The sequence below is a fragment of the Streptantibioticus parmotrematis genome (assembly GCF_019890615.1).
Classification (GTDB): Bacteria; Actinomycetota; Actinomycetes; order Streptomycetales; family Streptomycetaceae; genus Streptantibioticus_D; species Streptantibioticus_D parmotrematis.
Window position 1 is genome coordinate 453,118 of record NZ_JAINVZ010000004.1, and the last position, 24,081, is coordinate 477,198.

Here is a 24,081-nt window from a genome sequence, read left to right on the forward strand (position 1 = left end):
GGGACGTGCCCCGCTTTCCTGCCTGCCACCTGCTCGTTACCGGTCATTCAAACTCGCTTGCGAACATCGCCCAATGCAGCCCGCTGTGCCGACCCCACGCGGTGATCGCCCGCGCCGTCCCCGCCCGGCGCGACATCCCCTTCCCCGCCCCTCCGACCTGCCGGTTTCCGATGTGACGCAGGAGAATGGAGGGGACGCAACCGAACCGGCGAAGGGCGGCACCGGCATGAACGCGCCACGCACCGCGGACTCACCCGCGCTCGACGTGCTGGGCCCCTCCGACATCGACGCCGGGCTGGACGCGGACACCGACGCCCTGCCCGGCACGGACGAGGCCGCGCCGCAGGGTGAGGAAGGGCTGCCGGAGCTGCCGCAGGGCCGGTTCCTGGACCGCGAGCGCAGCTGGCTGGCGTTCAACGAACGCGTGCTGGAGCTGGCCGAGGACCCCACCACGCCCCTGCTGGAACGCGCCAACTTCCTGGCCATCTTCGCGGGCAACCTCGACGAGTTCTTCATGGTCAGGGTCGCAGGCCTCAAGCGCCGCATCGCCACCGGCGTCGCCACCCGCTCCGCCTCCGGGCTCCAGCCGCGCGAAGTGCTCGACCTGATCTGGAACCGCTCGCGCGAGCTCATGGCCCGCCACGCCGCCTGCTTCCAGAACGACATCGCCCCGGAGCTCGCCGCCAGCGGCGTCGACCTCATCCGCTGGCACGAGCTGACCGAGCAGGAGCAGGGCCGCCTCTTCACCCTCTTCCGGCAGCGGATCTTCCCCGTCCTGACCCCGCTGGCCGTCGACCCGGCGCACCCCTTCCCGTACATCTCCGGCCTGTCGCTCAACCTCGCCGTCGTCGTGCGCAACCCGGCCAGCGGCCACCAGCACTTCGCCCGCGTGAAGGTGCCGCCGCTGCTGCCGCGCTTCCTGGAGGCCGGTCCGCAGCGCTACGTGCCGCTGGAGGACGTGATAGCGGCCCACCTGGAGGAGCTGTTCCCGGGCATGGAGGTGCTGGCGCACCACACCTTCCGGGTCACCCGCAACGAGGACCTGGAGGTCGAGGAGGACGACGCGGAGAACCTTCTCCAGGCCCTGGAGAAGGAGCTGATGCGGCGGCGCTTCGGGCCCCCGGTGCGCCTGGAGGTCGAGGAGTCCATCGACCCGTACGTACTCGACCTGCTGGTGAGGGAGTTGAAGGTCTCCGACGCGGAGGTCTACCCGCTGCCCGGGCCGCTGGACCTGACCGGGCTGTACGGGGTCGCGGCGCTGGACCGGCCGGAGCTGAAGTACCCGAAGTTCATCGCGGGCACCCACCGCGACCTCGCCGAGGTCGAGTCGGCCTCGCCGCCGGACATCTTCGCCGCGCTGCGCGAACGCGACGTGCTGCTGCACCACCCGTACGACTCGTTCTCCACCTCGGTGCAGTCGTTCCTGGAACAGGCCGCCGCCGACCCGGACGTGCTGGCGATCAAGCAGACGCTGTACCGCACCTCCGGCGACTCGCCGATCGTGGACGCGCTGATCGACGCCGCCGAGTCCGGCAAGCAGGTCCTGGTGCTGGTCGAGATCAAGGCGCGCTTCGACGAGCAGGCCAACATCAAGTGGGCGCGCAAGCTGGAGGAGGCGGGCTGCCATGTCGTGTACGGGCTCGTGGGGCTCAAGACGCACTGCAAACTGTCGCTGGTCGTCCGCCAGGAGGGCGAGACGCTGCGCCGCTACTCGCACGTGGGGACGGGCAACTACCACCCCAAGACCGCGCGGCTGTACGAGGACCTGGGACTGCTGACCGCCGACCCGCAGGTGGGCGCCGACCTCTCCGACCTGTTCAACCGGCTGTCGGGCTACTCGCGCCGCGAGTCCTACCGCAGGCTGCTGGTGGCGCCGCTGTCGCTGCGCGACGGGCTGATCTCGCGCATCGGCCGGGAGATCGACCACCACCGGGCCGGGCGGCCCGCGTTCGTGCGGCTGAAGGTCAACTCCATCGTGGACGAGGCCGTCATCGACGCCCTCTACCGCGCCTCGCAGGCGGGTGTGCCGGTGGACATCTGGGTGCGCGGCATCTGCGCCGTCCGGCCGGGCGTCGCGGGCCTGTCGGAGAACGTGCGGGTGCGCAGCATACTGGGCCGCTTCCTGGAGCACTCCCGGGTCTTCGTGTTCGGCAACGGCGGCGACAGCGAGGTGTGGCTCGGCAGCGCCGACATGATGCACCGCAACCTCGACCGCCGCATCGAGGCGCTGGTGCGGGTCACCGACCCCGCGCACCGCACCGTCCTCAACACCCTTCTGGAGACCGGGGTCGCCGACGACATCTCCTCCTGGCACCTCGGCCCGGACGGCGACTGGACCCGGCACAGCACCGACGCGGACGGCCGTCCGCTGCGCAACATCCAGGAAATGCTCATCGACGCCCGGAGGCGCCGGCGTGGTCCAGCGACACCCTGACACCCTCACGCGCGAGGCGAGCGCGGGCGAGCTGCTGGGCGCCCATCTGGCGGGCGTCTCGGCCCAGTTCCTGCGGGCGCTGCGCTCGCGTGAGCAGAACGAGACGGCGGCGTCCGACACGCTGAGCGCCTCGGCCCGCCGCATCAGCGCCGCCCTGCACACCTACGAGCCCCTGGTGGACGCCGCCTGGGCCCGCACCCTGCGCACCGAACTGGCCTGGCTGGGCGGCACGTTGTCGCTGGAGCGCCGCCTCACGGTGCAACTCGCCCGTGTCCACGCCGCGTTGCACCGGCTGGCGACGAACGCGCCGCAGGGCGCCGACAGCGCGGCGGACGGGGCGGACGCGGCGGACGACGGCACGCCCGACGCCGCCGACGCCTTCGCCGCGTCCGCCGCCTCCGCGAAGGCGAAAGCCGACGCCGCGTCCGCCCCGATGGCCATCGGCGCCGCACGGGCCGGCGCGCTGCTGGAGCGGCAGCTGACGCTGGCCAGGACCCGGGCGCACTCGGCCACTCTGAGCGCGTTCGGCTCCGCCCGCTTCCACGCCGTCGCCGACAGCGTGGCCTTACTCGCCTCCGACCTCCCGTTCACCGCCGACGCCGGTGCCCCGGCCGCCGAGGCGCTGGCACCGCTGGCGGAACGGGCACGGCTGCGGCTCGCCGACGAGGCCGCGCTGCTGCCGCTGCCGGAGGCCGGGTACCCGCACGACCACCACGCGCTCAACGCCACCCTCGCGGAGGCGCCGGACGGCACCCACGCCCAGGACGCGCCCTGGCACCGGGTCCGCGAACTGCTGCGCGTCGTGCGGTACGCGCAGGAGGTGCTGGGCGGGACGCCGCCGGGCGGTGACGACCCGGCCCGGCTGCGCACCGCGAGCCACGCCCTGGACCGGCACCGGGAGGCGGCCGAGGCGGCCCGCGCGGTCGCCGCCGCCGCCCGCACCCCCCGCATCACCCCCGCCACCGCCTACGCGCTCGGTGTCCTGCACGCCGACCAGCGCGCCGAGGTGGAAGCCGCCCGGCACGCCTTCGGCAGGCTCTGGCAGCGCACCACCACCGCACCCACCGCAGCCGCACCCGCCGGAACCGCACCCGCACCCGCCCCGGCACCATGAGCGGGACCCGCACCGACCGCCGGGGACCCCGACTCCACGAGGGACACCATGGCCAAGCTGTCCACCGCCGCCCCCATCCGCGCCGCCGGCGCGGTGCTGTGGCGGCGCTCCCCGTACGACCGCGGGATCGAGATCGCCCTGGTGCACCGGCCCCGCTACGACGACTGGTCGCACCCCAAGGGCAAGCTGAAGTCCGGTGAACCCGAAGCGGCGGCGGCGCTGCGGGAGGTCAAGGAGGAGACCGGCATGGACTGCGCGCTGGGCGCCCCGCTGCCCTCGTCGTACTACCTGGTGAACGGTCGCCCCAAGCACGTGCGCTACTGGGCCGCCGAGGCGCTGGACGGCTCGTTCGCGGAGAACCGGGAGGTGGACCGGCTGGTGTGGCTGCCGCCCGCCGCCGCCCGGGCCCGGCTCACCCACGACCGGGACCGGCCGCTCGTCGACGCCCTGCTGGACACGCTGCGTGGCGGCGTCTGACCTTCGGTACGTGATGCCGAGGGCGTATGCCACACCGATGGGCGAGGTTCACCCCGCGTTCACTCTCCTTCGTCGGCGGCTTCACCTGTTCTGCCTAATTTCAGCCTTACCGGTGAGCTGATGAACGCCGGTGACCAGTCACACCAGCACCACCCAAACCCTTTGCTTCGCCGGGCGCCGGCGGGCTCCAGGAAGGAACACTCGAAGGTGAAGCTTCAGCGGAAGAGCGGGCTGCGTGCCCTGGCCGTCGGCGCGGCGGCCGTCTCCGGCGCCCTGGTCCTGACGGCGTGCGGCTCGGACAACAACAGCGGCTCCAGCAGCCCGTCCACGGGTGCCTCCAACGCCGCGGCCGGCAGCATCAAGTGCGGCAGCAAGGGCAACCTGCTCGCCTCCGGCTCCACCGCCCAGCAGAACGCGGTCAACGTCTGGGTGAAGAACTACATGCAGGCCTGCCCGGGCACCCAGATCAACTACAAGGGCACCGGCTCCGGCGCGGGCGTCACCGAGTTCCTCCAGGGTTCCACCGCCTTCGCGGGCTCCGACTCGGCGCTCAAGCCCGACCAGATCGCCCAGTCCAAGAAGGTCTGCGGCGGCACCGGCCAGGCGATCGACCTGCCGATGGTCGGCGGCCCGATCGCGGTCGGCTACAACCTGCCGGGCGTCAGCAACCTGGTCCTGGACGCGCCCACCCTGGCGAAGATCTTCAACGGCAAGATCGTCAAGTGGAACGACCCGGCGATCGCCAAGCTCAACCCGTCGGCGAAGCTGCCCTCCACCGCCATCCAGGCGTTCCACCGCTCGGACGAGTCGGGCACCACCGACAACTTCACCAAGTACCTCATCGGCGCCGCCGGCTCCGAGTGGCCGTACAGCGGCGGCAAGGCCTGGCAGGCCAAGGGCGGCCAGTCCGCGCAGGGCTCCTCCGGTGTCGCCGCCCAGGTTAAGCAGACCGCGGGCTCCATCGGCTACTTCGAGCTGTCCTACGCGACCGCCGGCTCCATCCCGACCGTGGCCGTCGACACCGGCGCCTCCCAGCCGGTGCAGGCCAGCTCGGACAACGCGTCCAAGATGATCGCCGACGCCAAGGTCGTGGGCACCGGTGACGACCTGTCGCTGAAGCTCGACTACGCCACCAAGGCCGACGGCGCCTACCCGATCACCCTGGTCACCTACGAGATCGTCTGCGACAAGGGCAACAAGTCCGCCACGCTCGGCGCCACCAAGGGCTTCCTGAGCTACATCGCGGGCAGCGGCCAGCAGGGCCTGAGCGGCCAGGGCTACGCCCCGATCCCGGCGGAGATCAACGCCAAGGTGCGCTCCACCATCGACGCGCTCTCCTGACGCCACCCGGCCGGCCCCACCGCCTCCCCGCGCGGGGCCGGCCGTCCACCCATCCGGTGCACCGCCACCAGGGGGCCACCGCCCCCGCCAGACCGGAGCAGACCCATGGACACGACTCCAACGGACTCCCTCGCCCCTCCCGCCCCCGCTGGGAAGACCGTCACCCGTGCCGGTGACCGCGTCTTCCTGGGCCTGTCGCGTGGTTCCGGCATCCTGCTGCTGGTGATCATGGCCGCGATCGCCGTCTTCCTGACGGTGCGCACGATCTCGGCGGTCAGCCAGGACCACGGCAACTTCCTGACCACGTTCGAGTGGAACGCGGACAACACGCCGCCGGTCTTCGGCATCGCCGTGCTGGCCTACGGCACCGTGGTCAGCTCGGTGATCGCGATGGTGATCGCGCTGCCGGTGTCGATCGGCATCGCGCTGTTCATCTCGCACTACGCGCCGCGCAGGGTCGCCTCCCCGCTGGCCTACGTCGTCGACCTGCTCGCCGCCGTGCCCAGCATCGTCTACGGCCTGTGGGGCGCCCTCTACCTCGTCCCGCACATGCAGGGCCTGACCGCGTGGCTCGACCAGTACCTGGGCTGGACGGTGGTCTTCAAGCAGTCCGCCCCCGGCACCGCGGCCCGCTCGCTGTTCACCGTGGGCATCCTGCTCGCCATCATGATCATCCCGATCATCACCAACGTCAGCCGCGAGGTCTTCCGCCAGGTGCCGCGGGCCCACGAGGAGGCCGCGCTGGCGCTGGGCGCCACCCGCTGGGAGGTGGTCCGGATGTCGGTGCTGCCGTTCGCCCGCTCCGGCATCGTCTCCGCCTCGATGCTGGGCCTGGGCCGCGCGCTGGGCGAGACGATGGCGGTCGCCACCGTGCTGTCGTCCTCGCCGGTGCTGACCGCGCACATCCTGGACCCGGCGGGCGGAACGTTCGCACAGAACATCGCCTCGCACTTCGGTGAGGCCACCGACTTCGGCCGGGACGCGCTGATCGCCTCCGGCCTGGTGCTCTTCGTGATCACCCTGCTGGTCAACGGCGCCGCCCGGATGATCATCGCCCGCCGCAAGGAGTACTCGGGAGCCGCAGCATGAGCGCCGTCGTCCAGGACCAGCCCAGGTCCGACCTGCGCCCGCCGCTCGCCCACCGCAGGCTGCCGCGCTGGGCCCCGGCCGCCGTGGCGGTCGCCGCCGTCGCGGTCGCCTGTGGCATCGGAGCCGGAGCCGGCCTCTCCAGCCACCTCCAGTGGGGCCTGATAGCCCTGATCCTCTTCGTCGTCGGCACCTACGCCCTCACCTCGCTGGTCGAGGGCCGCCGGCAGGCGAAGGACCGGGTCGCCACCAGCCTGGTGTGGGCCTGCTTCATCCTGGCCGTCGTCCCGCTGTACTCGCTGATCGAGACCACGGTCGCCAAGGGCGTGAAGGTCCTCGACGGCAACTTCCTGACCCACTCCATGGGCGGTGTGATCACCACCGGCCCGGGCGGCGGCGTCTACCACGCGATCATCGGCACCCTGGAGCAGGTCGGGCTGGCCTCCCTGATGGCCGTGCCGATCGGCCTGTTCACCGCGATCTACCTGGTCGAGTACGGCCGCGGGAGGCTCGCGAAGGCGGTCACCTTCTTCGTGGACGTGATGACCGGCATCCCGTCGATCGTCGCGGGCCTGTTCATCCTCGCCTTCTGGATCATCATCCTGGGCTTCGGCTACTCCGGCTTCGCGGGCTCGCTGGCCCTGGCGATCCTGATGATGCCGGTGGTCGTGCGCTCCACCGAGGAGATGCTCAAGCTCGTCCCCAACGAGCTGCGCGAGGCCTCGCTGGCACTGGGCGTGCCGAAGTGGCGCACCATCCTCAAGGTCGTGCTGCCCACGTCGGTCGGCGGCATCCTGACCGGCGTGATGCTGGCGGTCGCCCGCATCGCCGGTGAGACCGCGCCCGTCCTGCTGCTGGTCTTCGGCAACCAGCTGATCAACAACAACCCGTTCAGCGGCGCCCAGTCCTCGCTGCCGTACTACGTCTACGAGCAGTACGCCAACGGCAACGACGCCTCCTACGACCGTGCCTGGGCGGCGGCGCTCGTGCTGATCGCGTTCGTGATGATCCTCAACCTGCTGGCCCGCGGCCTCGCCCGCTGGAAGGCCCCGAAGACCTCAGGCCGCTGACCCGGCCACGCCACACACGGCACACGCGGCATACACGGCCTACGCGGCACGAGAAAGAAGAGTTGGTAATCCCATGGCCAAGCGCATCGACGTCAGCGGCCTGTCCGCCTACTACGGCAACCACCTGGCCATCGAGGACATCTCGATGACCGTCGAGCCCCGCTCGGTGACGGCCTTCATCGGCCCCTCCGGCTGCGGCAAGTCCACCTTCCTGCGCACCCTCAACCGCATGCACGAGGTCACTCCCGGCGGCCGGGTCGAGGGCAAGGTGATGCTGGACGAGGAGAACCTCTACGGCGCGGGCGTCGACCCGGTCGCGGTGCGGCGCACCGTCGGCATGGTCTTCCAGCGCCCCAACCCGTTCCCCACGATGTCGATCTACGACAACGTGGCGGCGGGCCTGCGGCTGAACGGCACGGCCAAGCGCAAGAAGGACCTCGACACGATCGTGGAGCGGTCCCTGGTCGGCGCGAACCTCTGGAACGAGGTCAAGGACCGCCTCAACAAGCCCGGGGCGGGCCTGTCCGGCGGCCAGCAGCAGCGGCTGTGCATCGCGCGGGCGATCGCCGTGGAGCCGGACGTCCTGCTCATGGACGAGCCGTGCAGCGCCCTCGACCCGATCTCGACGCTCGCCATCGAGGACCTGATAGGTGAGCTGAAGGAACGGTTCACGATCGTCATCGTCACGCACAACATGCAGCAGGCGGCCCGGGTGTCGGACCGCACGGCCTTCTTCAACCTGGCCGGCGTCGGCCAGCCCGGCCGCCTGATCGAGCTCGACGAGACCCAGCGCATCTTCTCCAACCCGTCGGCGCAGGCCACGGAGGACTACATCTCCGGCCGCTTCGGCTGACCGAGACCGCCGTGGCGATGCTGCATGGCGGTGCCACCGCCACGGCCAGGGCCCGCCCCCTTTGGGGGCGGGCCCGATCGCGTTGTGGAGTGGGGGCAGGGCCCGAAGGCACACGGGGACAGGGGGTCCGGGGGGCGGAGCCCCCGGTAGGGGTCCGGGGGGCGGAGCCCCCGGTAGGGGTCCGGGGGGCGGAGCCCCCGGGGGGGTGCGGGGCGGAGCCCCGCCCCCCCCGCCCACCAACCAACCTGCAGGGCGGGTGGGTGGGCAAACGAACCTCAGCCGAACGCGCCCTGAACACACCAGTAAGCCAGCGCAGCGACCAGCGCAGCAGCCGGCATCGTGATGAACCACCCGAGCACGATGTTCTTGGCGACCCCCCACCGCACCGCCTTCAGTCGCTTCGTCGCGCCCACGCCCATGATCGCCGACGTGATCACGTGCGTGGTCGAGATCGGCGCCTTGAAGATGTACGACGTGATGTAGAGGATCGACGACGAGGTGACCTCCGCCGCGAACGCCTGCGGCGGGTCCAGCTGGATGATCTTCCGCCCGAGCGTGCGCATGATGCGCCAGCCGCCCGCGTACGTGCCCAGCGACATCATCAGCGCGCAGACGAACTTCACCCAGATCGGGATGCCCCCGCCGGTGTCCTTGCCCGCGATGATCAGCGCCAGCACGACCACGCCCATCGCCTTCTGCGCGTCCTGGAGGCCGTGGCCCAGCGCCATCGACGCCGCCGAGACGGTCTGCGCGGCGCGGAACCCGCGCCGGGTGCGGTGCGGGTTGGTGGTTCTGCGGAACAGCCACAGGATGGCCACCATCACCAGGTAGCCCACGATCAGCCCGACGATCGGCGAGATGATCATCGGAAGGATGACCTTGTCGAGCACGCCGTTCCAGTGCACGGTCGCCGACCCGGCGAGCGCCGCGCCGACCAGGCCGCCCAGCAGCGCGTGGCTGGAGGAGGACGGCAGGCCGAAGTACCAGGTGACCAGGTTCCACACGACCGCCCCGATCAGCGCGGCGAACAGCACGCCGAGCCCCCGGTTCCCCGTGGGCGCGTCGATGATGCCGCTGCTGACGGTCTTGGCGACGCCGCTGCCGATGAACGCGCCGATGACGTTCATGACCGCGGCCATGGTGAGCGCCACCTTGGGGGTGAGCGCCCGGGTGGAGACCGAGGTCGCGATGGCGTTCGCGGAGTCGTGGAAGCCGTTGGTGTACGTGAAGCCGAGCGCGACGCCGATGACGACGACGAGTGCGAAGGTGTCCACCTGGGTCAGGACTCCTTGACCGCGATGGTCTCCACCGTGTTGGCCACGTGCTCGAAGGCGTCCGCCGCCTCTTCGAGGACGTCCACGATCTGCTTGAGCTTGAGCACGTCCATGGCCTCGTACTTGCCGTTGAACAGGTGCGCCAGCAGCTTGCGGTGGATCTGGTCGGCCTGGTTCTCCAGGCGGTTGACCTCGATCCAGTACTCGGTGAGGTTGCGCATCGTGCGCAGGTTGGGCATCGCCTCCGCGGTCAGCTCCGCGGCCCGCGCCAGGACCTCGATCTGCTGCTCGACACCCTTGGGCAGCTCCTCGATCTGGTAGAGGACGACCAGGTCGACGGCCTCCTCCATGTAGTCCATGATGTCGTCGAGCGACCCGGCGAGCGCGTAGATGTCCTCGCGGTCGAACGGCGTGATGAACGACGAGTTGAGCTGGTGGAAGATCGCGTGCGTCGCGTCGTCACCCGCGTGCTCGGCGGCACGCATGCGGTCGGCGATCTCGGCCCGCGCGGAGGTGTCGGCCCCGAGCAGTTCCATCAGGAGCTTCGAGCCGGTGACGATGTTGTCCGCTGACGCGGCGAACATGTCGTAGAAGCTCGTCTCCCGGGGGGTCAGACGAAGGCGCACTGGGAGTCCTCTGGGTGCTTTGGGGGCGGTCCCGACGATGCTAGGCGCATCACCGTGCCAGGGCGAACCGGCGTTCACCAGTGTCGCCCATAGGGCAGAGTGCTCCATACAGGTGGGGGGTCGAACCTGGGACCGATTCGGTACCATATACCCGTAGGGGGTATAACGGGCATGGGATGCGACGGGGCATACGACGGGGCACGGAGGGCGTCATGACGCACGGGGAGACGACGGCGCAGGACGGGCCGGACGCCGCGGCGGCGCAGGACACCCGGCACGCCGCCACCGGATCCCCGGCCGGCCCTCACGGCTACAGCGGCCGCAAGGACCAGCACCTCAAGCGGCTGCGCCGGATCGAGGGCCAGGTCCGCGGGCTGCAACGGATGGTCGAGGAGGACGTCTACTGCATCGACATCCTCACCCAGGTCTCCGCGGGCACCAAGGCGCTCCAGGCCTTCGCGCTGCAACTGCTGGAGGAGCACCTGGGGCACTGCGTCGCGGACGCCGCGGCCAAGGGCGGCCCCGAGGCGGACGCCAAGGTCGCCGAGGCCACCGCCGCCATCGCCCGCCTGCTGCGCGCCTGACCGCTCACGCGCGCCTGACCTCCGCACGCTTGACCGCCGTCCGCCTGACCGTACGCGCGCGAGCCCGCCGACGCGCGGCTACCGGAACCAGCACGGCTCGGGCGGTTCCGCCCGGCCGACCTCCAGCACCTCGTCGATGCGGGCGAAGCTCAGCCGTCCCTCACCGACCGCCGACGCCGCGATCATCAGCTCGCCGCACCACTCGATCTCGGCGAGGGCCACGCGGTCCTGATGCTCCGCCACCTGCGATCCGGGCGACGACGCCACGTGCACCACCTCCTCGTCCAGGAAAGGTCCGGGGACTCGACGGAAACCGGGTCTCCAGCCTAGGGAGCGGGCCGCCCCGGGCGCATGGCACGTACGGGCCATTTCGCCCGGCCCTCCCGGCATCCGCGGGGCGCCGGAAGGGTAGCGTGGAGGTGTGCTCCCCCCGCAGGCACGTTCCGCCGAGACGCCCACCCATCGCACCCACACCGCCGAGCGCGGCTCCTTCGCGTACGCCCGGTGCACCTGTGGCTGGTCGGGCCCGGCCCGCAGAGCCCGCGACCGCGCCCGGCAGGACGCCGACGAGCACCAGGCGCCGCAGCCCGCCGCCCGCTGACACCCCGGCGGCCCGCCCGCCCGCACGGCCTGCCCGTACGCGAGACTGCGGGGCATGGCGAAGATCGTGGTGGCCGGTGAGGCGTTGATCGACCTGGTCCCGCGCGGCCCGGGCGCGCTCGCGCCGCTCGACCCGAGGCGCGGCGGCGGCCCGTACAACACGGCGGTCGCCCTGGGCCGCCTCGGCACGCCGGTCGCCTTCCTGTCCCGGATCTCCCTCGACCCGTACGGCGAGGCGCTGTTGGACGGGCTGCGCGAGGCGGGCGTGGCCACCTCGCTGGTCGCGCGCGGCCCGGAACCGACGACGCTGGCGGCCGCCACGCTCGACGCGTCGGGCTCGGCCTCGTACACCTTCTACGCGCAGGGTACCGCCGACCGGCTCTTCGAGACGCCTCGCGAACTGCCCCGGGACTTGCGGGCGATCGCGTTCGGCACCTGCTCGCTGGCGCTGGAACCGGGTGCGAGCGCGTACGAGGAGGTGCTGCGCGCGGCGGCGGCCCGCGGCGTGCTGACCGCGCTCGACCCCAACATCCGGGCCGCCCTGATCCCGGACGCCGCCGCCCACCGGCGCCGCTTCGCGGCCTGGCTGCCGCACGTCGGCCTGCTGAAGCTGTCGGCGGACGACGCGGGATGGCTGACCGGCGGCGATCCCGCCGAGGCGTGCGAGGAGTGGCTGACGCGCGGCCCGGCGGCGGTCGTGCTCACCGACGGCCCCCGCGGGCTGACCGCGTTCACCCGGCACGGCCGCGTGCGCGCCGACGCCGTCGCCGGGCCGGTCGCCGACACGATCGGCGCCGGGGACACGGTCAACGCCGCCCTGCTGCACTGGCTCGCCACCCGCGACGCGCTCGCCCCGGAGGCGGTGGCCGCGCTGGAGCAGGACGCGTGGCGCGCGGCGCTGGAGTTCGCCGCCCGCGCCGCCGCCCTCACCTGCTCCCGCCCCGGCGCCGACCCGCCCTACGCGAGCGAACTGGCCTGAGCCAGGCGCAAACCGGCCAACTCTCCGCACTTCAGGACACATAAGCCCGAACACCTCCGAACGCCCCCGCACCGCACCGCGCTTGGGGGCGTACGCCCGCGCGCCGAAGCGGGCGCGAAGGAACCGCCACCCCGCCCCCGCGCATCTCCCATCGTGCACGCATTCGAACCACCACTCGTTGGAGACGCGCCATGGCCGACCGCCGGACCGTACTGCGCAGCGGCGCCGCCCTGACGGCCGGAGGGCTGCTGTCCGCCTGCGGCGGCCGCGGCGCCTCGACCGCCACCGCCGCCGCCACCCTGCCCGCGCAACGCACCGCCACGACCTCCGGCGCGACCTCCGGCGCCGCCGCGCCCGCCGACTGGACCGCGCTCGCCCGCGGGCTGCACGGCACCCTGGTCCGCCCCGGCGACGCGGACTACGACACCGGCCGCAAGCTGTACAACACCCGCTACGACGGCCAGCGCCCGGCCGGGATCGCCTACGTGACCGGCGCCCCCGACGTCGCCGAGTGCCTGGCCTTCGCCCGCCGTGCCAAGGTCCCGGTCTCCATACGCAACGGGGGCCACTCCTACGCCGGCTGGTCCTCCGGCAACGGCCGCCTCGTCATCGACGTCTCGAAGATGGCCGGGATCAGCGTCTCCTCCGGCGCCGCCACCGTCGGCGCGGGCGCCAAGCTCATCGACGTCTACAACACCCTGGGCGCGCGCGGCGTGACGATACCCGCCGGCTCCTGCCCGACCGTCGGCGTCTCCGGGCTCACCCTCGGCGGCGGCCACGGCGTCGCCGCCCGCGCCTACGGCCTGACCTGCGACAACCTCACCTCCGCCACCCTGGTCACCGCGGACGGGCGCACCCTGCGGGCGGACGCGCACACCAACACCGACCTGTTCTGGGCGCTGCGCGGCGCGGGCAACGGCCAGTTCGGCGTGGTCACCCAGCTCTCCTACCGCACCCACCCGGCCCCGGCCTGCGTCACCGGCTACCTGACCTGGCCCTGGGCCAAGGCGGCGCAGGCGATCGCGGCCTGGCAGGAGTGGGGCCCGGGACTGCCCGACGAGATCTGGTCGTCGCTGCACCTGGACTGCGCGCCCGGCGGCTCGCCGACCCTGTCGCTCGCCGCGTTCTCCCTCGGCTCCTACGGCGACCTGCAGAACGCCGTCGACCGGCTCGCCGACCGCGTCGGCCCCGCCTCCAGCGTCTCGCTGCGCCGCCACGCCTACCTCGACGCGATGAACGCCTACGCGGGCTGCACCGACCGCACCCCGTCCCAGTGCCACCTGCCCGGCCCGACCCCGGGCCGGACCGCCAACGGGCAGCTGGGCCGCGAGACCTACACCGCCCGCTCCGACTTCTACGACCGCTCGCTGAGCTCCGCCGGAGCCGCCGCGCTGGTCGCCCAGGTCGCGGCGCTGCGCTCGCGGCGCGGCGGCGGCGCCGGCTCGGTGGCGCTCACCGCGCTGGGCGGGGCGGTCAACCGGGTGCCGGTCGGCTCGACCGCGTTCGTGCACCGCACCTCGCGGTTCCTGGCGCAGTACATCGCCTCCGACGCGCTGAGCGGCACCGGCTGGCTGAACGGGCTGTGGACCGCGATGCGGCCGTACGCGTCGGGCGCCGCGTACCAGAACTACACCGACCCGGCGCTGACCAACTGGCGCCAGGCGTACTACGGCCCGGCCGCCGCCCGGCTGACCGCGCTCAAGCGGCAGTACGACCCGAGCCGCGTCTTCGACTTCCCGCAGGCGCTCTGACGCGCCGGGCCCGGCGCGGTGGCCGCTAGGCGGCCAGGTCCTTGTCGCAGGCCGCCGCGTCGCGCACCGGGTCCACCGTGTCGCCCCACACGCCCAGTTCCCGTTTGCGGACCGGATGCCGGGCGGAGCGCACCAGCGTGCCCGCCGGGCCCCGGCCGACCGCCCGGGTCAGCGGCACCAGGCCCAGCGTCGCCAGCGGCGCCAGCAGCAGCGCGGCGGCGGTGCCCAGCGCCCAGCCGCCGATCACGTCGGTGGGGTAGTTGACGCCGAGGAAGACCCGCAGGAAGCCCTCGCAGGCCGCGAGCCCTATGCCGAGCAGCCCGGCCCTGCGGTGCACCATGAACAGCCCCACGCCGATCGCCATGGCCAGCGTGGAGTGGTCGTTGACGAAGGAGAACCTCGACGTGCCGCGGATCAGCACGTACAGGTTCTGCTGGCCGTCGAAGGGCCGTGGCCGCTGCACCACCTGACGGATCGGCACGCTCAGCCCCACCGCGATCAGCGCGGCGAGCGCGGACCACACCACCCCGGCGACCGCGGCGGGCGCGTCGTCGCCCTGCCGCCTGGCCACCCGCCACCAGCACCACAGCACCAGCGCCACCGACGCCGCGGGCATCCCGTACTCACCCAGCAGCCGGGCCAGGTGGTCCAGCCAGCCGGGGGCGAGCCGCGCCAGGCCGTTGAGCTTGACGAGCAGTCCGACATCGGGGTTGGAGCCGTCGAACGCCAGCTCTTCCATCCTGGACACCCCTCACACCGGTCGTCGTCGCCCCCGCTACCAACCCCCGCGGTACTCGTGCGGCATCGTTGTCGCACGACATCCATTGAACGGGCTTTCCGGCGCCGGGGGTTCCGCCCTTACCGGAAGATCACCAGGAAGTTATCGAAAGGATACCGCACGCCACCTGTCAGGGCCAAAGCCTGACCCTCTGTCATGACGGTGGAGTGACGGTCTCACGACGACGGGGTGTCGGTCGGGAGTGCCTGAGCACCGGCCTGCGTCACCCGGGTCGCCCCGATGTAGTCCGCCTCGTCGATCGGGTCGAACCGAATCGTAGCGCCGGTGTGCGGCGCGTCGATCATGTAGCCGCCGCCCACGTAGATGCCCACGTGGTGGATGGTGCGCGGATCCGACAGATCGGTGGCGAAGAACACCAGATCACCCGGGAGGAGTTGACTGCGCGTCGGATGCGGCCCGGCGTTCCACTGGTCGTTGGCGACCCGCGGCAGGGTGATGCCGACCGACTTGTACGCGGCCTGCGTCAGCCCCGAGCAGTCGAACCGCCCGCCGTCCGCCGCCGTGCCCGTGCCGCCCCACAGGTACGGCGTGCCCAGCTTGGACTGCGCGAAGTAGATGGCGCCCGCGGCCTGCTGCGACGGCGCCAGCGTGGAGGTGGGGGCGGTGAAGCTCTGCGCCAGCGTGGTGATGCGCCGCACGTAGTCCTGCGTCTCGGCGTACGGCGGCACGCCGTCGAACTGGATGACCGCGTAGGCACCCGCGTTGTAGGCGGCCAGCATGTTGTCGGTGTTGCTGCCGGGGACGTTCTTCACGTCCTGCGCCAACTCGCAGTCGTAGGTGGCGGCGGACGGGATCGCGTCCCCCGGGTCCCATACGTCGGCCTTCCCGTCACCGTCCGCGTCGAAGCCGTGCGTCGCCCAGGTGCCGGGGATGAACTGCGCTATGCCCTCGGCGTCCGCGCCACTGACCGCGTTCGGGTTCCAGCCGCTCTCCTGGTACAGCTGCGCCGCCAGCAGCGGCGGGGACAGCGACGGGCACAGCCCGCCCCACTTCTCCACCAGCGACACGTAGACCGCGGGCACCGCACCCGGGGCGAGGCCGACCGCGCCCTCGACGCCGCCCGCCAGCGAGGCGGCGGCCGAGTAGGTGCCGACGACCAGCAGCACGAGGAACGAAAGGCACGTCCCCACAACGACGCTGACGACGAGCCAGGTCCTGCGCGCGGTCCCGCCGAGCCCGCCCATCGGCCGCCCCTCCCTCGCTCTCCTGACCCCTGATCACCAGCGTCGTTGCTCTGTGCTGAAGTGCGTGATACACACAGTAAGGTCCGCCGGTCCCCTCGGACACCTGTCGGACACGCGTCCGCATCACGGTTCCGCGCACCAGTGTGGACGGCAGGTCGCGGATCACACCGGGAATCCGCCGAGAAAGTCGCCCGGTCGACATCCGACGGCGACATTGTCGGCCAATATAGAGTCTGGTCCCCTGCACCCTGCGCGGGACCCAACTGATCATGCGGGGCGGTGAGTTATCCATGTTCCTGGCAGCCTCGAAGGGCGACATCAACACCATCATCGGCGGTATCGCGCCAAACTGGGGTCCCTTCGGCAACCTTGGGAACGAAGCACGGGTGATGGTCGAGGTCGTCATGGCCGTCGCGATCCTGCTGTGCCTGGCCATCGCCATCTGGGGCGCGGCCAAACAACGGATCGGCGCCACGGCGCTGCGCGATACGTTCAGTGCCGAGCAGGGTAAGGGTCTGATCATCGCCGGACTGACCGGCGTGTTCATCATCGGCTCGCTCGGCACCCTGTTCACCATCGTGTACGGGATGGCGGTCTAGCCGCCCCCCGCGCCCCCGTACGCCCCCCGGGGCCCGTCCCAGGCCCCGACTCCCCCACCTAGGCTGCGTGCTGATGCCCACTCACCCGAGCCACGACGACGACCCGACCGCCGGCCAGACCCGCACCCGCCTGCCCGAGGGCGACGCGGGCACGGCGGCACGCCGGCCCCCGCGGTCGTCCTCGCGGACGCTGGTGACGGTGACGGGCGTCGTCGTCCTGCTCATCGCGGCGCTGGCGTTCGCCACGCGGGGGACCTCCGGCGGCTCCACGGACGACGCGGCCAAGAACCCGACCGCCACCCCCACGACCCCCACCGGCACCCACCCCGCCACCACCCAGACCTCCGGCATCCCCACCGGCTACCCCCACACCGCGGAAGGAGCCCAGTCAGCAGCGGCGAACTTCGCGGTGGCACTGGGCTCCGACGGCATGTTCAACACGAGCCGCAGACACGAGATCGTGGCGACGGTGTACGCCCCGGGCGCGGTCGCGGGTCAGCAGAGCCAACTGGACTCCGCCTACTCCGACACCACCTTCCTCACGCGCGTCGGCCTGACCGCCCAAGGGGCGGCTCCCTCGGGGATGACACTGGTCTCCCGCGCCGACCCGGTCGGGAGCAAGCTGGACACCTACGCGAACGGCAACGCGGCGGTGGAGGTCTGGTACTCGTCCCTCTTCGGGCTGGCCGGCAACGGATCCACCAACCCCGTGTCCGAGAGCTGGTACACCGACACCTTCCAGCTCGTCTGGGCCGGCGGGGACTGGAAGGTCACCTCCTACAGCCAGAAGGACGGTCCCACGCCGGTCGGGCGCGACCAGGCCGCGTCGACCGCCAAGGACATGACCGATGCGATCAGGGAGTTCGGAGGGTTCACCTATGCCCGGTAAGCGACTCCGCAGGCCAGGTGCGCGCCCTGGGGAGGCTGCTCACGGCCGCCGCCGTACGGTCACCGTCGCCTCCGCGCTGGTCGCCGTCCAGACCGCGGTGGTGCTGTTGTCCGCCAGGGCCATGGCGGCGCCCTCACCCAAGCCCAGTGCCTCGGGATCGGCGCCTGCCACGGGCAACCCCTGCTCCAGCATCCCCAACCCGGCGCGTTCCATCTGCGAGGGCGGTGGCAGCGGATCCGGTGGCGGTGGAAGCCTCCCCGGTACGAGTTCGCTCGACCCCCTCAGTTCCCTCGCCAAAGGCTGTGCCGACGCAGCCTCCTTCATCATCGGGAAGCTGTCGCACGCCATCACCTCCACCTCCCAGGTGGACTTCACCAACACCACCTTCCTGCGCCAGTACGCCGTCGTCTTCGCCGCCTCCACGATCCTCACGCTCGTGCTGTGGCTGCTGGCCGTCGCCAAGCGGGCGGTGCGCGGCGTGCCGCTGACCGAAGCGTTGTCGGAAGCCGTCGGCTTCCTCTGGCTCACCGTGCTGGCCTCCGCCTTCACCCCCCTGATCCTCTACACCGTCACCTCCGCCGTGGACGCCGTCACCACCGTCCTGGCCCGGGGTGTCACCAGCAACTCCGACACCTTCTTCGGCTCCTTCGCCGACGCCCTCAAGAAGGGCAACGACATCGGCGGCGGCCCGATCATGCTGATCGTCGTCTCGATGGTCTCCGTCCTCGCCGCCGGTGTCCTGTGGCTGGAACTGGTGATCCGCGCCGCCCTGCTCTACGTCGGCGCCCTCCTCGGCACGGCCGTCTACGCGGGCCTGGTCGACAAGAACATGTGGCACCACGTCCGCCGCTGGGCCGGCATCATGATCGCCGTCATCCTGGTCAAACCGGTCGTGGTCATCGTCCTGGGCCTGGCCGGCGCGCTGTCCGGCACCAACGGGCCCACCTCGTTCTCCGCCGTCGTCTCGGGCCTGGCGATCATCCTGCTGGCCATCTTCGCCAGCGCCATGATCTACCGCTTCGTGCCCGGCTTCGGTGACGACGTGGTCAAGCTGCGCGGCGACCACAAGGCCGCCGGTTCCCCCGGCGCCGCCCTGATCTCCTCCCCCGCCGCCCTCGTCAAGCAGGGCATCAAGACGCACAGTGCCCGCGGCGGCCCCGAGGAGCAGGCCGCCTCCGGCGGCGCCCAGCCCGCCGGGGCCGGCGCCATGTCGGGCGGCATCTCCGCCCACAGCGCCCGCGGCGGCGCCCCCCACGCCACCGCGCCCGCGCCGGCAGCCGCCCCTCCGGCTCCCGCCGCACCCACGCCCGCGACCCCCGCGCCGCGCACGTCAGACCGTAGGAACGGAGGGGACAGGCCGTGACGACCCAGCCCATCGCCCAGCGCCGCACGTACCTCATCGGCAAGGCCAGGCCCAACGCCATCGTCGGCAAGAACCGCGAGACCGGCGAGATCGCGCTGATCGTCGTCGGCGCGGGCGCCGGCATGCTGTGCGGCCTGGCCATCCCGATCCTGCCGCTGCGCATCCTGGGCCTGGTGGGCTTCCCGCTGCTGGCGCTGGCGGCCGTCTTCCTGCCGTACCGGCACCGCACGTTCTACCGCTGGTTCGAGATCAACCGCACCTACCGCCGCACCCTGCGCGCGAACGCCGCCTACCGCTCCGGCGTGCAGGAGGCCGGGATCGGGCTGGACGGCCGCGAGGTGGAGGTCGGCCCGCCGCCCGGCATCGGCCGCGTCAACTGGCTGACGGCGCCGTTCGGTCCCGACGAGATCGCCGTCCTGCTCCACCTGGAACGCCGTACCGCCACCGCCGTCATCGAGATCGAGGGCCCCGGCGTCGGCCTGCGCGACAGCGAGGACCAGGAAGCCCTGGTGGAACGCTTCGGCACGCTGCTCAAGCACGTGGCCAACGGCGACGGCTTCGTGACCCGCATCCAGATGCTGGCCCGTACCCTGCCGGCCGACCCCGACGCGCACGCCAAGGACGTCGCCCAGCGCGGCGACCCCACCGCGCCGACCTGGCTCCAGGGCTCGTACGACCAGCTCCAGTCGATGGTCTCCACCTCCTCCGAGCAGCACCGCGCCTACCTCGTCGCCTGCATGCACTACACCCGTGAACTGGCCGCCGAGGCGCACACCATGGCCAAGGCCACCGGCCACGACCGCGACGAGGGCCTGGCCATCGTGATGGCCCGCGAGCTCAACGACATCTGCGCCCGCCTCGCCGAGGCCGACATCCGGGTGCGCCAGCCGCTCGGCCAGGCGCGGCTGTCGTCGCTGCTGCACTCGATGTACGACCCGGACCACCCCATCGACCACATCCAGGCGATGACCCGCCGCAACGCCTGGCCGGCCGAACTCGACGCCACCGAGGCGACGTACCTCCAGGCCAAGACCCGCGAGTCGACGACCAGGGCGCCGTGGTGCCACTCCACCGCGTGGGTGAAGGAGTGGCCGATGACCCCGGTGGGCGTCAACTTCCTCGCGCCGCTGCTGGTCCACACCCCCGACGTCATCCGCACCGTCGCCGTCACCATGGACCTGGAGCCGACCGACGTCGCCATCGAGCGGATGCTGACGGAGAAGACCAACGACGACGCCGAGGCCTCCCGCGCCGCCAAGATGAACCGCGTGATCGACCCCCGCGACGTGCACCACACCTCCCGCGTCGACCAGCGCGGCGAGGACCTCGCCTCCGGTGCGGCCGGTGTCAACCTCGTCGGCTACATCACGGTCTCCTCCCGCTCCCCCGAGGCGCTCGCCCGCGACAAGCGCACCATCCGCGCCTCGGCCGGCAAGTCGTACCTGAAGCTGGAGTGGTGCGACCGCGAACACCACCGCGCGTTCGTCAACACGCTGCCGTTCGCGACGGGAATCCGCCGATGAAGCCGACACCGCACGTCACGATGGACGTGGGCAGCCGTACCGTCGGCCGGCACGACCGCCCGCGGCCCGGCCACCGGACCGGCCACCGGCCCGCAGGCGACTGAGGAGGATCCCCCATGGCCATGCTGGATCCCGTCTCCGCGCTGACGGACGCCTTCACCAGCTTCCTGTTCGGCAAGGTCGAGACGCAGCGGCTGCCGGTGCGTACCTCCACCGGTCAGGCGCAGGCCGTCTACCTGCCCACCGCCGCGCCCGGCCTCGGCGACAGCGGAGTGATCATCGGGCGCGAGGTGTACTCCGGCAAGGGCTACATCTACGACCCGTTCCAGCTGTACGGGCAGCAGCTGCCCGCGCCGCACTGGCTGGTGCTGGGCGAGTCCGGCAACGGCAAGTCGGCGCTGGAGAAGACCTACGTCCTGCGTCAGCTGCGGTTCCGCGACCGGCAGGTCGTCGTGCTGGACGCCCAGGGCGAGGACGGCGTCGGCGAGTGGAACCTGATCGCCGAGCAGCTGGGGATAACGCCCATCCGCCTCGACCCGATGGCCGCGCTGGACGGCGGCATCAAGCTCAACCCGCTGGACCCGGCGATCACCACGACCGGCCAGCTGGCGCTGCTGCGCACCATCATCGAGGTCGCCCTCGGCCACGGCCTGGACGAGCGGTCCGGCTTCGCCCTGAAGGTCGCCCACGCGCACGCCGTGGCGTCCGTCACCGACCGCCAGCCGATCCTCACCGACATCGTGGAGCGGCTGCGCAACCCGGTCGCGGAGTCCACCGAGTCGATGAACGTCGCGATAGAGGACGTCCGCGCCTGGGGCCTGGACGTCGCCCTGGTCCTCGACCGCCTCGTCGACGGCGACCTGCGCGGCATGTTCGACGGCCCGACCACGGCGGGCATCGACCTGGACGCGCCGCTGATCGTCTTCGACCTGTCGCACATCGACCGCAACTCCATCGCCATGCCCATCCTGATGGCGATCGTCGGAGTGTGGCTGGAGCACACCTGGATCAGGCCGGACCGGGTCAAGCGCATCTTCCTGGTCGAAGAGGCCTGGCACATCATCAACAGCCCGTTCGTCGCCCAGCTCTTCCAGCGGCTGCTGAAGTTCGGCCGCCGCCTGGGCCTGAGCTTCGTCGCCGTCGTGCACCACCTGTCCGACGTGGTCGACGGCGCCGCCGCCAAGGAGGCCGCGGCGATCCTGAAGATGGCCTCGACCCGCACGATCTACGCCCAGAAGGCCGACGAGGCACGCGCGACCGGCCGGGTGCTGGGCCTGCCACGGTGGGCGGTGGAGATCATCCCCACCCTCACCCCCGGCATCGCCGTCTGGGACGTCAACGGCAACGTGCAGGTCGTCAAGCACCTGATCACCGAGACCGAACGCCCGCTGGTCTACACCGACCGCGCGATGACCGAGTCCAGCGAGCTGTACGAGAACGACCGCACGGAAGCCGAGGTGTCGCTGGAGAAGCACCTCGCCGACGACGCGGTGGCCTGACGCGTGCCCCCGCAGACCTCTCGCGTGCCGCGCGAGACCCGCCGCGAGGGCGGAGTGCCGGACGGCCTGCTGCTCGCCCTGATCGGCTTCCTGCTGGGCGCCACCGTCCTGCTGTGGACCGGCACCGGCGTCGCGGGCCTGCTGGCGCACGGCCGCTGGCCGCGCCATCTGCACTTCACCAGAACCCCGTTGGCGATGCGGGAGCTGATCACCCGGCCGCAGGACCTGGCCACGGCCTGGCAGCAGGTCCCGGCGGCCGACCTGCCCCGCCCGGGGCTGTTCTGGGGGATCTTCCTCGGCGAGGTGCTGGTCCTGCTGGTGCTGGCGGTCTTCCTGCTGGGCACGTTCACCCGCTACCGCGCGGTCCGCGCCGCCCGACGCCACGACCGCCTGACGGCGCCCGCGCAGGCCCCGCTGCCCGACCAGCGACCCGCGACCCCGCCCCAGGCCCAGCCGCCCGTACCGTACGTGCCGCAGCCCGCCGTGGAGGCCGTACCGGCGGCGGCGTACGAGGCTCCCGCGCAGGCGCCGCCGGTTGCTCCGCAGGCCCCCGTGGCACCGCCCGCGCCGCAGGTGCCCGTGGAGCCGGAGCCGCAGCCCGTGGCGGCCGCCGTCACCGCTCCGGCCGCCCCCGAGACCGCCGTCACCGCGGCGCCACCCGTCCCCGGCCAACTCACCGGAGCCGGGCTGCTGTTCACCGGCGCGGGCGGGGCGGCGGCCGCCGAGAAGGGCAAGCGGCTCGTCCAGCCCGCCGTGCTGGACGCCGAGGGCCCGGTCGTCGTCACCTGCGCCGACGCCCAGACCTGGCAGCAGACCGTCGGCAACCGCGGCAAGCTCGGCCCGGTCCACGTCTTCGACCCCGAGCACCTGGTCGACACCCCCGGCAGGCTCCGCTGGGCCCCGCACAACGGCTGCCAGGACCCGGCGACCGCGACCACCAGGGCCCGCGCCCTCCTCGCCCCGCTGCGCACCCACGACGTCACCGTCAACGACGCCGCCGAGACCCTGCTGCGCTGCTGGCTGCACGCCGCCGCGGTGGACGGCATGCCGTTCCGCCAACTGCACCGCTGGGCGGGCGGCTCCGGCTCCTCCGACGCGCTGCGGGTGCTGCGCACGGCACGCGACGCGGCGTCCGGCTGGAGCGGCGAGCTGGAGGCGACGCTGCACGCCCACCCCGAACGCCGCGACGCGGCGCAGGAGTTGATCCACACCGCGTTGTCCTGCCTCAACTCCCTGCACATCAGGGACGCGTGCAGCCCGGGTCGTACGGATGTGCTCGATCTGGAATCGTTCGTGGCCGAACGGGGAACGCTTTACGTAGTCGGTACGCCCCGCGAGGACCCGCGTACCGACCCAGGTGCGATGCCTGTACTCACCGCACTTGTCTCCAGCGTGGTCGAGCACGGCCGGCGCGTGGCCGAAGGGTCATCCCCCGGTCGGCTCGACCCACCAATGACGTGCGTGCTGGACGACGTCGCCACGATCGCGCCGCTCCCCGAACTCCCGTCCCTGATGGCCGAGGGCCCCGCGCTGGGCCTGCCGGTGCTGGCGGTGCTGCGCTCCGCGGACCAGGCCCGCCACCGCTGGCCGCCGAAGCAGGCCGAGAGGATCTGGCGGGCGGCGACGACCCGCCTGACGATCTGACCGGCGACGCCCTCGTGCCGCGTCATCGCCACACGGCCGCCAGCGGATCCGTCCCCAGCCCCGTCAACGCGCCCGCGTCCAGGGCATGGTGCACGTAACGACCGCTGCGCCGCGCCGTTACGTCTTCTGCCTGAACGTGCCCGAGATCGCGCTCCCCGTCGTCCTCGTGACGAGGCTGCACGCGTCCCCCTTGTGGTCGACGGGCATCTTCGTCGCCAACACGGTGCCGGTGGTCACCGGCCCTGGTCACCGCTCTGGTCCCCGCCGCGCGTGCCGGGCCGCGCGCTGGCCCCGTTCCAGCTCTCCACGGGCTTCGGCCTGGGCAGTGGCGCACCGACCACCGACGCACAACGCGAAAAAGCCGCTGGGCTGTGACGGAAAACCGTCACAGC

Annotated in this window: 22 protein-coding genes and 1 pseudogene; 18 read left to right on the forward strand and 5 right to left on the reverse strand. The window is 72.1% G+C overall.

Going from position 1 to position 24,081, the window contains the following annotated elements; translation table 11 throughout:
- Window positions 1-226: 226 nt before the first annotated feature.
- From K7472_RS09415 to pstB, 7 genes are all read left to right on the forward strand, one after another.
- Window positions 227-2,434, forward strand: coding sequence for an RNA degradosome polyphosphate kinase (locus K7472_RS09415; protein WP_222976028.1), 2,208 nt, complete (start codon window positions 227-229; stop codon window positions 2,432-2,434).
- Window positions 2,415-3,548, forward strand: coding sequence for a CHAD domain-containing protein (locus K7472_RS09420; protein ID WP_222976030.1), 1,134 nt, complete (start codon window positions 2,415-2,417; stop codon window positions 3,546-3,548). The genes K7472_RS09415 and K7472_RS09420 overlap by 20 nt, the downstream gene beginning before the upstream one ends.
- 48 nt (window positions 3,549-3,596) lie before the next feature.
- Window positions 3,597-4,025 (forward strand): NUDIX hydrolase, encoded by a 429-nt coding sequence (locus tag K7472_RS09425; RefSeq protein WP_222976032.1) that lies wholly within the window; start codon window positions 3,597-3,599, stop codon window positions 4,023-4,025.
- A 207-nt stretch (window positions 4,026-4,232) separates the two neighbouring features.
- Window positions 4,233-5,366, forward strand: coding sequence for a phosphate ABC transporter substrate-binding protein PstS (pstS, locus tag K7472_RS09430; RefSeq protein ID WP_222976034.1), 1,134 nt, complete (start codon window positions 4,233-4,235; stop codon window positions 5,364-5,366).
- 105 nt (window positions 5,367-5,471) lie between these two features.
- Window positions 5,472-6,455 carry a phosphate ABC transporter permease subunit PstC gene (pstC, locus tag K7472_RS09435; RefSeq protein ID WP_222976036.1) on the forward strand — a complete coding sequence of 328 codons (984 nt, stop codon included), beginning with the start codon at window positions 5,472-5,474 and terminating at the stop codon, window positions 6,453-6,455.
- On the forward strand, window positions 6,452-7,522 hold the full coding sequence (pstA, locus tag K7472_RS09440) for a phosphate ABC transporter permease PstA (RefSeq protein WP_222976038.1): 1,071 nt from the start codon (window positions 6,452-6,454) through the stop codon (window positions 7,520-7,522). The genes pstC and pstA overlap by 4 nt, the downstream gene beginning before the upstream one ends.
- Window positions 7,523-7,595: 73 nt before the next feature.
- A complete protein-coding gene (pstB, locus tag K7472_RS09445; RefSeq protein ID WP_222976040.1) occupies window positions 7,596-8,375 on the forward strand; it encodes a phosphate ABC transporter ATP-binding protein PstB in 780 nt (259 codons plus the stop codon).
- A 275-nt stretch (window positions 8,376-8,650) separates the two neighbouring features.
- On the opposite strand, the gene K7472_RS09450 is transcribed toward pstB, so the two are convergent.
- Together K7472_RS09450 and K7472_RS09455 are read right to left on the reverse strand one after the other, a co-directional pair.
- Complete coding sequence (locus K7472_RS09450; protein WP_222976042.1) at window positions 8,651-9,649, reverse strand: inorganic phosphate transporter; 999 nt, start codon at window positions 9,647-9,649, stop codon at window positions 8,651-8,653.
- A gap of 5 nt (window positions 9,650-9,654) precedes the next feature.
- Entirely contained in the window at window positions 9,655-10,275 is a 621-nt protein-coding gene (locus tag K7472_RS09455; RefSeq protein ID WP_222976044.1) for a DUF47 domain-containing protein, read from the reverse strand.
- Between the two features lie 212 nt (window positions 10,276-10,487).
- Between K7472_RS09455 and K7472_RS09460 the strand changes: the two genes are divergently transcribed.
- Window positions 10,488-10,859 carry a metal-sensitive transcriptional regulator gene (locus K7472_RS09460; RefSeq protein WP_222976046.1) on the forward strand — a complete coding sequence of 124 codons (372 nt, stop codon included), beginning with the start codon at window positions 10,488-10,490 and terminating at the stop codon, window positions 10,857-10,859.
- A gap of 78 nt (window positions 10,860-10,937) precedes the next feature.
- Here the strand turns inward: K7472_RS09460 and K7472_RS09465 are convergent, their stop codons facing one another.
- Window positions 10,938-11,126, reverse strand: coding sequence for a hypothetical protein (locus tag K7472_RS09465; protein ID WP_222976048.1), 189 nt, complete (start codon window positions 11,124-11,126; stop codon window positions 10,938-10,940).
- 154 nt (window positions 11,127-11,280) lie between these two features.
- Here K7472_RS09465 and K7472_RS09470 point away from each other — a divergent pair, with 154 nt between their 5' ends.
- The 3 genes from K7472_RS09470 to K7472_RS09480 all read left to right on the forward strand — a co-directional run bounded on the left by K7472_RS09470 (window position 11,281) and on the right by K7472_RS09480 (window position 14,189).
- The gene (locus K7472_RS09470) at window positions 11,281-11,460 is read left to right on the forward strand and encodes a hypothetical protein (protein WP_222976050.1); all 180 of its coding nucleotides are present in this window, start codon (window positions 11,281-11,283) and stop codon (window positions 11,458-11,460) included.
- A 54-nt stretch (window positions 11,461-11,514) separates the two neighbouring features.
- Window positions 11,515-12,438 carry a carbohydrate kinase family protein gene (locus K7472_RS09475; protein WP_222976052.1) on the forward strand — a complete coding sequence of 308 codons (924 nt, stop codon included), beginning with the start codon at window positions 11,515-11,517 and terminating at the stop codon, window positions 12,436-12,438.
- Between the two features lie 191 nt (window positions 12,439-12,629).
- Window positions 12,630-14,189: an FAD-binding oxidoreductase gene (locus K7472_RS09480; RefSeq protein WP_222976053.1), complete on the forward strand. Its 1,560-nt coding sequence runs from the start codon at window positions 12,630-12,632 to the stop codon at window positions 14,187-14,189.
- 25 nt (window positions 14,190-14,214) lie between these two features.
- On the opposite strand, the gene K7472_RS09485 is transcribed toward K7472_RS09480, so the two are convergent.
- Window positions 14,215-14,928, reverse strand: coding sequence for a phosphatase PAP2 family protein (locus K7472_RS09485; protein WP_222976055.1), 714 nt, complete (start codon window positions 14,926-14,928; stop codon window positions 14,215-14,217).
- 215 nt (window positions 14,929-15,143) lie between these two features.
- Window positions 15,144-16,172, reverse strand: coding sequence for a bifunctional lytic transglycosylase/C40 family peptidase (locus K7472_RS09490; protein ID WP_222976057.1), 1,029 nt, complete (start codon window positions 16,170-16,172; stop codon window positions 15,144-15,146).
- Between the two features lie 290 nt (window positions 16,173-16,462).
- Between K7472_RS09490 and K7472_RS09495 the strand changes: the two genes are divergently transcribed.
- The 7 genes and pseudogenes from K7472_RS09495 to K7472_RS33815 form a co-directional block, all read left to right on the forward strand.
- Window positions 16,463-16,771, forward strand: a complete 309-nt coding sequence (locus tag K7472_RS09495; protein ID WP_041825083.1) for a DUF8827 family protein — start codon at window positions 16,463-16,465, stop codon at window positions 16,769-16,771.
- Window positions 16,772-16,844: 73 nt separating this feature from the next.
- Window positions 16,845-17,660 (forward strand): DUF8175 domain-containg protein, encoded by an 816-nt coding sequence (locus K7472_RS09500; RefSeq protein ID WP_222976059.1) that lies wholly within the window; start codon window positions 16,845-16,847, stop codon window positions 17,658-17,660.
- The gene (locus tag K7472_RS09505) at window positions 17,650-19,023 is read left to right on the forward strand and encodes a hypothetical protein (protein ID WP_222976061.1); all 1,374 of its coding nucleotides are present in this window, start codon (window positions 17,650-17,652) and stop codon (window positions 19,021-19,023) included. The genes K7472_RS09500 and K7472_RS09505 overlap by 11 nt, the downstream gene beginning before the upstream one ends.
- Complete coding sequence (locus K7472_RS09510; RefSeq protein ID WP_222976063.1) at window positions 19,020-20,546, forward strand: SCO6880 family protein; 1,527 nt, start codon at window positions 19,020-19,022, stop codon at window positions 20,544-20,546. Before K7472_RS09505 ends, K7472_RS09510 begins: the two co-directional genes overlap by 4 nt.
- Window positions 20,547-20,668: 122 nt before the next feature.
- A complete protein-coding gene (locus K7472_RS09515) occupies window positions 20,669-22,045 on the forward strand; it encodes an ATP-binding protein (protein WP_252395365.1) in 1,377 nt (458 codons plus the stop codon).
- 24 nt (window positions 22,046-22,069) lie between these two features.
- A complete protein-coding gene (locus K7472_RS09520) occupies window positions 22,070-23,689 on the forward strand; it encodes a type IV secretory system conjugative DNA transfer family protein (protein ID WP_308013825.1) in 1,620 nt (539 codons plus the stop codon).
- A gap of 10 nt (window positions 23,690-23,699) precedes the next feature.
- Window positions 23,700-23,927: pseudogene (locus K7472_RS33815) on the forward strand (MFS transporter); the annotation flags it as partial.
- Window positions 23,928-24,081 lie beyond the last annotated feature (154 nt).